Below are 13,826 nucleotides of genomic sequence, written 5' to 3' on the forward strand. Positions count from 1 at the left end.
GAAACTAAGTTTTAGTATTTTCATGTAAATGTCAGTAATATTGTTGCTTTATTTAATTATCCATTGATTTTAATACGCTAAAGATTATTTTTAAGTAGATTTTTTACAAAACGCAGTTACAGCTTTAATAGCAAGCAGTTTGTTGATTACTTTTTTATCTAGTATTTTTTTCTCATATATTAAGCAAAGAATTCTGCTTATACACTAGTCAGTACCTTTGCAAGCTACTTCATATTTTATTTGTTACTTCTTTTTAAGAAATTTTTAAATGTACTAAATACATAGTTGTTTTTACTTTTATTTAAGATGTGTTTTATAGCCTTTTCTAGGATTTTTAGCAGCAAATTTATTTAAACTTTTACTACTAGCTAAAAATAATAAGAAAATAGGTTTGGCAAACCAAGCATATTTTATACATAAATGCCACACACGATGGTTTAAGACTATAGAAATTTATTATTAAGCTTAAAGTCGCTTAGATCTAGCTGTGATCATAGATTCATGAATCTATGATCTGATGCTTTACCCTAATTAGACCGCAGCGGTTATTTACATACACCCTAGTTTTTACTTATTGCAAACGATGACTGAACTTTAATTAGACGTGACTTGTCTATGGCTTAATAAAAACGAATATGATTTATTAGTAAACCGTTAGCCAATTTGCTAAACAAACAATTTTCTAATTGCATTTTTCAAATACAAACGATAATTATTTTAATAATTTATTTTTAGTAGATACTTTTATCATTTAATTTTATTTTACCTTTGTGAATTATTTTGCAAGCTGAGATGTATTGCATTATTTTTACTTATTGTTAATAAAATTGATCTTTTATTTTTTTTTTCAAAAAACCTCAATTATATCAGAAAATGTACTATTGAACTAGTACGATAGCACAATTTTAATTTTAACATTACTTTAAGTTATTAAGTGATATAGATTCGTTTCTATTGTATATAGATTAATTCTTAAAAATATTAGTTATATTGATAATAGATTATTCACTCTACCCGATCGTATAGTATATTAATATACTATACGATCGGGATATTTAGTATAAATATGGATAATTTATCTGACTTAAATAAGTCAATAAAACTCAAAACTTATTGTATAATTATCAATTATTACTTTTAATTCTAAAAAAGTTTTTTTTTAGCCATCAATGTCTAGCTACCGTGACTAAAATAATTGGTGGTAAATTTATCTAGCAAAATAGTATTTAAATTAAGTTGTTAATTAAAAGCTGTTATTGCTTAATATATATTAAGCAATAACAAAAGCCAGTTAAGATATTTAGCTTGATAAAATTTATATTGTGTTGTTCATTAACTATATTGTTTAAAGGTTTAAAAGATTATTTATTATACGAAACAATAGATAAAAATTATTTCTAAATTGTTAAGATTGTTAAATTTAATGCATCTTTTGCGATATTAATCATTTTATCACATAGCCCTTGGTTTAACTTTAGTTAAAGATCATATGAAATAATGATATATTCGATATTAATAAGTTAAAGGACTTAATAGTAATCTGGTACATGATTGTCAGCTGCGTAGTTTGTAAATTTTGTCGTAGAGCCATCAAAATTCAATCTTACCACTCCAGTTGGGCCATGACGATGCTTAGAAATGATTACCTCAGCCCGTCCATGAGCATGCTTACAGCGTTCTTTCCACTGATCGTAACGTTCATGAAATTGTTTAGCATCTTCTTCTATGCGTTGCATTGGTTCAGATTTTTGTAGATAATATTCCTCACGATAGATAAACATAACTATATCTGCATCCTGCTCAATCGAGCCAGATTCGCGTAGATCAGCTAAAACTGGTCGCTTGTCTTCGCGTTGCTCCACTGCACGAGATAGCTGTGATATTGCAAGTACTGGTACATCAAGCTCCTTAGCGATTGCTTTTAGTCCTTGAGAAATGGATGATATTTCCTGCACTCGATTATCTATACGTCCACTTTTAGCTTGAGCAGGACGCATAAGCTGTAGATAGTCTACCACTATCAGTGCTAAGCCAAACTGGCGCTTTAAACGTCGAGCACGAGTGCGCATTGTATGAATAGGAATAGCTGGGGTGTCATCGATGAACATCGGTGCCTTTTCTAAATACTGACTTTCTGTTACTATTTTTTGAAAATCTTCGTTACTAAGCTGGCCGCGTCGCAACTTTTCTGAAGCAATGCCGGTACGTTCAGATAAAATACGCGTAGCAAGCTGTTCAGCGGACATTTCTAGAGAAAAAAAAGCTACAGGTTGTGCTGGCATATCCGGAACATCCATTAAACTGGTAGAAATGTGAAAGGCTATATTAGAAGCTAGAGTTGATTTGCCCATCGCAGGACGAGCTGCTAGAATTAGCAAGTCAGATGCATGAAGGCCACCAAGCAAATTATCAATATCAATTAAACCAGTAGAGTATCCAGCAAGTCCTCCTTCTCGTCTATATGCCGCCTCAGCTTGAGAAACGGATTCTAACAAAGCCAACTTTAATTCTTTTAAACGATTTCTGGTTTCACCAGTCTCAGCTAGGGTAAATAATTGATTCTCAATATTTTCTATTAGTTCGTGCGCAGAAATATCGATACCACGATCAAATGCTTCGTTAATCATTATCTCACCAATATCGATGAGCTCGCGTCGCAAATAACATTCGCGGATCTCCCGTCCGTAGTCTGAAGCATTAATTACAGTAACTACAGACGCAGCAAGTTTTACCAAGTATTGAGTACCACCAACCGTAGACAAAGCCTCGTCTTGGTCAAACATACCTTTCAGCGTGATTGGCGTGGCTATTTGTCCTCGATTGATTAGTTTAGCACAAGCGTCAAAAATGCGTCCGTGTACCGGATCTGCGAAATGCTCTGTATTTAAAAATTCACTGACCTTATCATATGACCGATTATTCACTAGGATTGCTCCAAGCAATGCCTGTTCTGCTTCTAAATTATGCGGTGGCTCTCGATAGGATGATTTGTTTTTGGAAGACTTATTTGTAAATAAAGTAGCAGTATTAGGAAATAAAGACATGCTAGATTCGTAATTTGACATACTTAATATACCGAGATTAGCTGACAATAATTTTTTAAATTAAGTTAATTTCTACAGATAATACTTATTGTAAGTTTTATTAATCACAGAAGTCAATCTTGACTATTATTTTTAATATTTTTCTTAGAAAGAAAATTAATCATTAGTTTTAATAATTCAAACAATATGCACAAGAAAGCATATTTTGTATTGTGCATTTAAAATAAAAAACCTTTTTGCTTATATAATAATAAAGCATTATGAGTAACATATTTAATTGTGCATTAGCTTTCAGCTAATTAAGTAATAAGCTGGTTATATATATTTTGTTTTAGATTAGCTGAAAAGCATTCAGTTGTTTTGTTTATTCCATTTGTTAAAATTTTTCTATAGCAGAAGACTAACGACTAAAATGCTTATCATGGCAAGGTTTTACTGTTTTAATATTAAGAAAAATTAATATCTTTCGTTTAGTCTTTTCAAATTCCACTTAGATCATAATTTTAATTACTATCAATACAATGTAATAAATTACGTTTGTATACCTGAATTGGTTTCCTATCAACTAAAAATTGATTGTTTAGGCAATTAAAATAAACATAGTTAATAGGATTGATTTGATATAAAAAAAAGCAAGCTAAATATTTTATTTTAGCTATTATTATTTCTGAATAAAAGTAAATATCGTGCTTAATGGTTAATTTATAACTAAAGACTATACAAAAAAGTGCTTATTAACATCTAATATTATAGATACTTTGCTATAATACTATTATATTTATCTTGTTACTTCAAAAAAGTATAATGCTTGATTTTTATTAAGAGTAAAATTGCAATAATATATCAATAGCAAAAGATTATTTTGCGCTTTTATTAATTAACTTACTTATTAAGTTTATAGTTACATAAATTCAGTTATTATTTTACTTTATATAATTAAATAAGCTAATTTAACTACTAACTGTAGTAAAAATTAATTTTTTACACGATATTCTAAGAATAAGCACTGCTAGATAATTACTCATGCAGTTAAGCAATAGTATTACTAGTGTAACAGGTGAAGCTTTATAGCTTTATGTTTGTTTAAACATTAGCTGAAGAAGCGCTTTAATGTATAGACAGATAATTTTTTAATTTTAGCTTTTAAGCTCATATTATTATTTCAATAAAAAATTTAAAATAGGCATTTGAGTATATTTTCATTAAATGAAACTATACTCAAATATAATATATTTCTATTATTTCATTTAAAGTTTAAACAATTTAAATTAGGAAGTATTTAATAACGTATTACGCAATATTTTAAATATATAGATCATCATTTATGCAAAATTATTAATCATGTAACTTGCATGCTGCATCTTACTCAGAATTAATATAAAATTTAATCTCGAGAGAAATTTTCTATATTTTTACTTAGTTTATTTTGAATAAAAGTATTGAAAACTAACTCATTCAGTATCAGTAAAATTACTGATACTGCTTACAATAAAGAATTTTTAACTTTGTTGTTTATACTATTTTTAGATCTGATTTGATAGTTGATAATATATAGTATAGTTTATGTATAACTATATAAATGGTAAAATTCATGTCGCCTTAAATGATTTAAAACATAAATTATCTTAATTTTTAAGTTAAAAACTGGCATCAATAAAAAATCAATACTCTCTAAGAAAGAGAGGTATTTTATACTACGGATATTAGTTAAAAGCCTTTTTAGAAACATATTTTATATTTTCATCAGAAATTATTACGCTAAATTTTTTTATATAAATGCACTACACTGAAAAGTAAATTTCTGTATTTATTAGGCAAATATAGTAGTATAATTAATTATTGATCAATGGTATAATATAAAGATCAAATAAATTTAAAATATCGATTGAAAATATATATAAATTTTAGTATTAAGATTTTATGCTATTATTTACTCTTCAGTTTATCTTCCATCTACTTATGGCAGATTAACTTTAAGTTAAAATTAACAACCATATCAGCAATAGTATTGTATATTATTATCGGTATGCAATTTACGCGCTGTATTGATGTTTGCTTTGTAGACGACATATTTTATATTGACACTATTAAATCTATGAGATAACTCCCAGGCTTTATCTCTAATGTCGACTTTAATTTATAACTACAATTATACTCATAAAATAATTTCCTCCAAAGATAGCAAATTATTTTGTCTATTTTGCAATAGAGTTGTTTACTGTAGACCTAAATTTTTGATTCTAAAGAATCAATGATCTGGCAATGCAACTCATGCCAAGATCGTTTATCAACGGTGGTAATGATTCCGCCATTAAGTTTTGTTGGACAGTAAGGTGTGCCGTCCATACATGCGGAATATCCTCCAGCTTCATGATGAATAAGCAAACCTGGTAGATGATCCCAAGGCATTTTTTTCCAGTAAATTCCATAATGCCATTGCCCAGTGGCAATTTGGATGTAGTCATAACCTGCGCAACCTTGGCTGTAATATCGATTAGACAACAAAGCGTTAGCTCTTCCACGTATACTGGAGCGTAATTGTTCTGGAATAAAGCGAAAGTTAAGCGACCCCTCCATTGTTTCAATACCAACGGCTGATGCCACCTGGAGACGCTCGCGACCTTTATTGTTTAACATCCACGCTCCTTCATTTAAGCTAGCTAAAGCTGTACGTTTCTCAATAGGTTGATGAATTGCGGAAGCGATAGTTTTGCCATGACAGATCAATGCTACCATCAAACAAAATCTATCCTTGCCCTCAACGAAATTATTCGTGCCGTCGATGGGATCAACAATCCATACAGGATTATCTCCATCGATTAACTTTATTAATGAGGGGTTATTTTCAATCAATTCCTCTCCTATTACTAAAGATCCAGGATAGAGTGATGGCAATAATTCACCCAACCTATGTTCAGCAGCTTCGTCAGCTATAGTTACTAAATCACTTGGTCCTGTTTTTTCGCGAATATCACCTTCCTTTAAGTTACCCCATCGAGGCACAATCTCTAAATTTGATACCTCTGTTAAGATTGTAGCAAGCTGGTCAAGATCAACAGTAGTCATTTGATTAAGTGGCTCCGTGGAAAATAATCTTCTGGATATAAACTCGCGCTGTGCTGTTATTAGATACGACTAGCATATGGTTATACCTAATAGTTATAGTAGAGTATATGCAAAATTAGCAGTTTATTAAAATTAAATATAGTTATTAACTGAATAGTTAAGTTTTTATGTTATTTAACTGGCAAAATCAACTAAAAATATTCCACAGTATTTTATACTAAATTACATTTAATAAAGTTAGTGTGAATCATATCATTAGCGATTAACTAGATAATACTAGTTATTTTTTTAAAATTAATAAAGTGTTTATTTCTGTATCTTTTAACAATTCTTCTTTGAAGAACTTCTGCTGTGAATTGAGAATTTAATGTTTTTAGTTTAAAAATTTATATCAATATACTTGAAGTATTCAAGATAATTAGCTAGTATTAAAATTAATTATTGAATTAAACCAATATAATATTTAGTCGATTAATTTATAACACTAACGTAATTACATAATTAGATCCTAATATTATTATACTTGGTAAGATCAATTTTAGCATTAGATTATTTTTTTTAGATAATTCAATTCGATTGAATGCCAAATTAGTGTGTGTTTTTGCTTTCTTAAAATTTGATTTATCTTGACGATAAAGCTTAAAGTTCAATTTTAAGGTATTATCTAATCCACATTTCCAAATAGTGAATGGCAGCTTAAATGCTTTGATTATAAACTTTAACGAATAACACTATTTCATAGCAAAATAGTTTTTTGTTTGTTTCTTTATAATGCTGGCAATCCAGCTAAGGCTACTGTTTATTGTACCTAACAAAAATATGTTAGGTAGTCCGCTAACAAAAATTGATATTGATAAATAAGCTAATCGCTTAACATCACCAGATTTCCAATCTGGTAGAATTTTCTTCTTTCGAGAGAAAGATTGATTAAAGAAAGCGCTTACTTTAGCAAAAGTAGTTCTACTGCTTTGGTAATAATAGTTCGCTATCGGCTAAAAACTGACTACTAAGCAAAAGACATAATGTTAGCTTTAATATTAAGCTTATTTTAACTAACAACCACCAAATGCAATTTGAGATCAATAACCAAAATTTACATTATACTAATCCAAACATGATGCATATTCAACTTTCTGGCGAGTTGACTTGCTACAAATGGTATTATTTAAGTTATGATCATATGGTGTATTGTGAATTATGATTTTTATGTGTACTAAATTTCTTTTAATTAAATTTAATCGATTATTAATATCATTACTTTCGTAAATGGATATTAATAATCGATTATCATTACTAAATGGGATATATGGAAATGTACATGATTCTCTGAAATAAGTGATAATGCCGAAAAAGCTGTAGGTTTTACTGGTGAGCAATACAAATTCCTGAAAAATTTAAGTAGCTAATTAGAAAGTTTATTATAAAATTCTTTTGTTTTAGAAACTTTGCTACGTCAGTAGCTCGATGCAATGCTATTTATTTCAATGGTCGTTTGACAATTAAATACTGTATCTTTTCATGTATGAAAGTTATTTCGCCATTACATTTTGGCAAGAACAAGCCATAAAGGCTTAGAAGGATTGTAAAAAAGTGCTAATCATATACGCACCATATGTCGCTAAGCTGAATAATTAATTTAAGGTATTTATAAAAATTCTATATTTCCCATTATCCAAGCTTAGAATTCAATATGTATTTTAGCTAATCCCAATATTTAACATGCATGATTGTGTATTAAATTATTACATGATGAAATGGATGTTTATCATACTTAAAAGCTTTATCTCCGATAAACCAGCTAATGAATTCTAAAGTTAAATTGTTCTTTGTCAAACAAAACAGCTACAGTAACTCAACTATGTCCTAATCTGTAAACAAGCTTAACTATGAAGAAAAAAGCTTGATAGAAATTTCACTTAATTTCTTTTAAATCTACCTAATACAATCTCTTGTCAAGCAGATAACTCACAACAGCCAGAGCAACATACAAATTTTGTTTGATTCACCTGAAAAGGTATTATAGTTATTGCAAATCAAAGCTTTGAGATTAAGTTTTAGGTGTTTTGTAAACCATTGTAATAGCTATGCTGCTTTCAAATTTTTAATGAATGAATGCAAGTTAGGCTGAGAGTTGGCAGGCCTGATTACAAGAACACCTGCTGTGAATAAACCTTCCCAGCGCACTGCTTTCACTTTTAGCAGGTAGCTCCCTCATTGTTGGCATATTCTATATAGCCATTTCTCAAACTAAGAGATAAAGCGCCAGCCTTACCGTTACCGATCAAAACATCATCAATTTGGGTCACCGGAGTAACGAAAGTAGTAGCAGAAGATATAAATGCTTCTCGTGCTGCCTTAGCCTCTTGTACGGAGAAAGACTGTTCTTTATACTGAACGCCCAAGCGATCAGCTAGCTTTAAGATTGATACTCTAGTAACGCCGTTTAAAATATCATGATCGGCTGTTCTAGTTATTAGAACACCATTCTGAGTAACTATCCAAGCATTACTTGACGTTCCTTCAGTAATTTTACCGTTATCGTCGACTTGCCAAGCCTCGAAAGCACCTTTTTCTATAGCTTTTTGTTTACCTATAATATTAGCCAGCAGCGATAATGACTTAATATCACGACGTTTCCAACGAATATCTTTAATGGTTATCACTTTGATACCATCCTCTATAGTTTTTCGACTGGGCATAGTAATGGATTTAGCAGTCAGTATAATGCTTGGCTGGGATTTATTGGGGAATTGATGCTCGCGCTTGGCAATACCTCGAGTTACTTGTAAATAAATCAGGCCATATTTAATTTTGTTCAGGCGTACTATTTCGCGTATTATAGAGCGAAGAGCAGCACGACTAACAGGTTTTCTTATCTGTAACTCCTTTAGCGAACGGTCTAGTCGGTCCAGATGAATAAGCTCATCGATCATCATACCATTATACATGACAATAACTTCATAGACGCCATCAGCAAATTGATAACCACGATCGTCGATGTGAACCGTAGCATAAGAATGCTGCAAGAAACGACCATTTACATATGCAATTCGTGCCATAATAAATCTATAATCTAATAGAAAAACATAAAAAATCATGCATACACTGCGAATTGTATTTAGTATAATAGCAATTTACAGGAAAAGAGTAAAGTCTTAATAGTAAGTTTTGCAAAATTTTTGCTTAATTTCCTAAGCGAAATAATCAGGCATTACTAATATTAATAACTTAAATTGCTTAATATGTAAATATTTTATTTGCGATTAGGCAAAGTATGCTGTTATCATACCTGAATTACAAATAAATTGCAAGATAATAAAAGTTTTGCTAACATTGTAAAAGCATATTACTGAATTTGCTTTTACAATATTGTTTCTTTAATTTCATAAAGAACAAAAAATTATTGTAATCTTATGCTGATAAAAATTTTTTAGATAACGAATATTCATATGTTATGCTAATTTAATATTTATTAAGCAAACTAAAATGATAGTTTTTATTGTTAGTGGTTGTTTTTTTTAGATCTAATTATCGGTAAATTTACTTTCTAATATCTTAGGGACTAGTTTGCTTTAACATTATTTGTTTGATTTTGTAATTTTATTATTTAGTATTTATCTTTAGTGATCTTAGTATAGCAATTGCTTATAATCTAAAATCTTGTTTGCTTTTTGTATTGCAACGCAAGGCTTTTAAGATATCTTGAAAATGTAGAGGCTTTCCTATATTTGTTCGGATTATGAGGTTGGTAGTGAAATAATTATGAAGCTGCTAACACGTTAAATATGGGTTTTTAATAACAAATGGCCCGTGCATTCAGCAAAAGTCTTCTTAAGTTTTTATATATTCTGAAAAAATCAATTGCTGTCGAGGCTTAGTCACTAGAATTTAAGCTGGCACTTATCAAGTTTATCTATATCTTACGAGTTCATCTATGCCTTCTAACGAAGAATTAATTGTTTTTTATCGTAACATGTTAGTAATTCGACGATTTGAGGAAAAGGCTAGTCAACTCTATGGCATGGGCCTCATTGGAGGCTTTTGTCATTTGTATATCGGCCAGGAAGCGGTAGTTGTAGGTATGCAAGCGTCAATTGAAGATGGCGATACTATTGTGACTTCCTATCGTGATCATGGTCACATGCTAGCCTCTGGAATGGAGGCGAGGGGTGTTATGGCTGAATTAACCGGTCGTATCGGTGGCTACTCTAAAGGTAAGGGTGGCTCAATGCATATGTTTAGTCGTGAGAAAAATTTCTTTGGTGGTCATGGAATTGTTGGCGCTCAAGTGCCAATCGGCACTGGCCTTGGCTTTAACCACCGTTATAGAAAAACCAATCGAGTTTCACTTACTTATCTTGGGGACGGAGCAGTAAATCAGGGTCAAGTTTATGAGAGCTTTAACATGGCAGCGCTTTGGAAGTTACCGGTTATATTTATTATCGAAAACAATGAATATGCCATGGGTACATCACAGCAGCGCTCTACTGCTGGTTTATCTATGGCGCAGCGTGGATATCCTTACGGCATTCCCGGTGAAGAGGTTGATGGTATGGATGTTTTGGCGGTTAAAGCAGCTGGCGATACATCAGTCAAACATTGTCGGGATGGTCATGGTCCTTGCATCCTAGAAATGAAAACATACCGTTATCGCGGTCACTCTATGTCTGATCCAGCTAAGTATCGCACCAAGGATGAGGTCAATAATGTGCGTCAAAATCGTGACCCAATTGATTATATTCGCCGACTACTGTTGAAGCAGGGTGTATGCGAAGGTACCCTAAAAAACATTGACCGTGAGGTAAAAGATCTGATTGCCGAGGCTGCCGAATTCTCTCAACAAAGCCCTAGTCCTAATATCGATGAGTTGTGGACTGACGTGGTGATCTAGGGTAAGGTGAGCTTGCTATATCAAGGTAAAGCGAATAAAAATTTAATAAAATACTGTAATTTGAGTATATTTAATTCTACACATACTATAACATAATTAATTTGGTTTTTTAAGTTTAATCACTGTTAATGAGGGAGAAGACTCCAAAAAAAATGCCTACATCCCGTTTTCTACTTGCGTCGTGTCTGACTATGGATTTGATTGCAATCTAGCAAATGTAGATAATTAAAGTATTGTGATACAGGCTCTGTAAGAAGTGTTCTCGCGGAAGAGGGGTAATCAATCTGCTAGTAAAAGCAAAAAAAATGATCATAATTGTATATAGTTGATGAGGTTGTTTTTTTTTGAATTAAGCAGAGACTTTTGGGTGAATGCATTATCACTTATGTCTTAAAGAATAAGGAAGCTATCAAACTATAAGCTTACTGAAAGAGGTCAAATAGCAAGTTATGTATTTAGAATCACTAAAGCTACGGCTTATACTTCCTTACCTAGTATTGGCTTACCTAGTATTGGGGGTTACCTTTTGTGACTGATTCTCAGCTTCCGGGCAAAGAAAAATTTTTTAAGGAGACTGTGCGCGAAGCTTTGCGTGATGCAATGGCTGAAGAAATGCGCAATGATAACGAGGTTTTTCTTCTTGGTGAAGAAGTTGCTGAGTATCAGGGAGCTTATAAGGTTACACAGGGATTGCTTGATGAATTTGGAGATGAACGAGTCATCGATACCCCGATTACAGAACATGGTTTTACTGGACTCGCCATCGGTGCTGCTTTTGGCAATTTGAAGCCTATTGTAGAATTTATGACTTTTAATTTTGCTATGCAAGCAATTGACCAGATAATTAATTCTGCTGCTAAGACTCTTTATATGTCCGGAGGACAAATTAGCTGTTCAATTGTATTTCGTGGTCCAAATGGAGTTGCTTCTCGTGTCGCTGCTCAGCACTCTCAGTGTTATGCAAGTTGGTATGCTCATTGTCCAGGTCTAAAGGTTATCTCTCCTTGGTCTGCAGCAGATGCCAAAGGTTTATTGAAGGCTGCAATTCGCGATCCTAACCCTGTTATTTTCCTTGAAAATGAAGTAATGTATGGCCAGTCTTTTGACGTGCCAATAGATCCAGATTTTGTTTTGCCAATTGGCAAAGCAGGTATTGAACGGGTTGGCAAAGATATTACCATCACGGCCTTTTCTATTATGGTGGGTAAAGCTCTTGAGGCAGCTGAAAAGTTAGCAAAGGATGGGGTTGATGCTGAAGTTATCAATTTGCGCACTATTCGCCCACTCGATATACAAACTATAGTGACTTCTGTGCAAAAAACAAATCGTTTGGTTACAGTAGAAGAAGGCTGGGCTTATTACGGTGTCGGTTCGGAAATTGCAGCTCAGGTTATGGAGTTTGCTTTTGACTATCTAGATGCACCTGTGGGTCGCGTTGCTGGTGCTGATGTACCAATGCCATATGCCGCCAATCTAGAAAAACTTGCAGTGCCCCAGGTTGAGAATATTGTTACTGCAGTTAAGAACGCCTGCTATCGTACATAACGGAAAAAATCAAGCGATGCCTATACCAATTACAATGCCAGCCCTTTCTCCGACCATGACCGAGGGCAATCTCGCTAAATGGATGGTAAAGGAAGGTGATACTGTATCTGCAGGTGAAGTGATAGTTGAGATTGAAACTGATAAGGCTACTATGGAAGTGGAGGCAGTTGATGATGGTATATTAGGCAAGATCGTAGTCGATAGTGGTACTAGTGGAGTTGCTGTTAATGCGGTCATTGCCTATCTTTTGGAGGAAGGAGAGAGTATAGCAAATATTCCTACTGAAAAGCAATTGTCGCCTATATTGGACGATGAAAAGGATTTTAAAGAACACTTACTTTTATCCAATGCTTGTAGTACTGCACAAGATGCTTTTAATCCGATCACTAACAATGACAAACGGGTCTTTGCTAGCCCACTTGCTAGGCGTTTAGCTAAACAGACTGAAGTTAACCTGAGTAACATCATCGGTACTGGCCCAAAAGGGCGGATTGTCAAAAATGATGTGGAAAATGTGATAGCTATATTGCCACCTAAGGATATTTTATGTGAGTCATCTACAAAGCAGTCATCTTCGTTTATTCAACCTAATGTTCCAGATTACAATGAGATTACGAATACTACTATGCGTAAGGTTATTGCCAAACGCTTAGTAGAATCCAAGCGCTGCGCTCCGCATTTTTATCTAACTATCGATTGTGAAATCGACGAACTTCTTAGGGTGCGCAAGGAATTAAATGCTAAGTCAAATGATTATAAAATATCATTAAATGATCTATTAATTCGAGCTGTTGCCATTGCTTTAAGACATACTCCAAATGCTAATTCTGTCTGGACTGACGACGCTATTCGAGTTTATCGCCAAATCGATATTGCTGTTGCAGTAGCTATAAAAGGTGGTCTGATTACGCCAGTGATTCGTGACGTAGGTTCGAAGGGGTTAGTTGAGATATCATCCTTGATGAAAGACTTAATCACCCGTGCTCGTGACAATAAGTTGTTGCCGGAAGAGTATCAAGGCGGAACATTTTCTATTTCTAATCTAGGTATGTTTGGTATAAAAGATTTTGCTGCAGTCATTAATCCGCCTCAGGCTGCGATAATGGCTGTTGGTACCGCCGAGGAGCGTCCAGTAGTTAAAGATGGTAAGCTTGGTATTGCTACAGTTATGAGTTGTACTTTGTCTGCTGATCATCGTGTTATAGATGGTGCAGTTGCTGCAGATTTTCTAAATACCTTTAGGAGGTTAATCGAAAATCCTCTTACTATGCTTCTGTGAG

General features: G+C 32.9%; 5 protein-coding genes and 1 pseudogene. 3 read left to right on the forward strand and 3 right to left on the reverse strand.

Annotated features, from left to right (window positions below; all coding sequences use genetic code 11):
- Positions 1-1,529 precede the first annotated feature (1,529 nt).
- The 3 genes from A1OE_RS02000 to A1OE_RS02010 all read right to left on the reverse strand — a co-directional run bounded on the left by A1OE_RS02000 (position 1,530) and on the right by A1OE_RS02010 (position 9,169).
- Positions 1,530-3,065 (reverse strand): replicative DNA helicase, encoded by a 1,536-nt coding sequence (locus A1OE_RS02000; protein ID WP_015088397.1) that lies wholly within the window; start codon positions 3,063-3,065, stop codon positions 1,530-1,532.
- 2,205 nt (positions 3,066-5,270) lie between these two features.
- Positions 5,271-6,110: an inositol monophosphatase family protein gene (locus tag A1OE_RS02005; RefSeq protein WP_015088401.1), complete on the reverse strand. Its 840-nt coding sequence runs from the start codon at positions 6,108-6,110 to the stop codon at positions 5,271-5,273.
- 2,195 nt (positions 6,111-8,305) lie between these two features.
- On the reverse strand, positions 8,306-9,169 hold the full coding sequence (locus A1OE_RS02010) for a D-amino-acid transaminase (RefSeq protein WP_044283373.1): 864 nt from the start codon (positions 9,167-9,169) through the stop codon (positions 8,306-8,308).
- Positions 9,170-10,044: 875 nt separating this feature from the next.
- Between A1OE_RS02010 and pdhA the strand changes: the two genes are divergently transcribed.
- The 3 genes and pseudogenes from pdhA (at position 10,045) to A1OE_RS02025 (ending at position 13,825) form a co-directional block, all read left to right on the forward strand.
- Positions 10,045-11,001, forward strand: a complete 957-nt coding sequence (gene pdhA, locus A1OE_RS02015) for a pyruvate dehydrogenase (acetyl-transferring) E1 component subunit alpha (RefSeq protein WP_044283232.1) — start codon at positions 10,045-10,047, stop codon at positions 10,999-11,001.
- A 558-nt stretch (positions 11,002-11,559) separates the two neighbouring features.
- Positions 11,560-12,546: pseudogene (locus tag A1OE_RS02020) on the forward strand (pyruvate dehydrogenase complex E1 component subunit beta); the annotation flags it as partial.
- 16 nt (positions 12,547-12,562) lie between these two features.
- Positions 12,563-13,825 carry a pyruvate dehydrogenase complex dihydrolipoamide acetyltransferase gene (locus A1OE_RS02025; protein WP_044283233.1) on the forward strand — a complete coding sequence of 421 codons (1,263 nt, stop codon included), beginning with the start codon at positions 12,563-12,565 and terminating at the stop codon, positions 13,823-13,825.
- Position 13,826: the final 1 nt, after the last annotated feature.

It is taken from the genome of Candidatus Endolissoclinum faulkneri L2, from assembly GCF_000319385.1.
Classification (GTDB): domain Bacteria; phylum Pseudomonadota; class Alphaproteobacteria; order Thalassobaculales; family Thalassobaculaceae; genus Thalassobaculum; species Thalassobaculum faulkneri.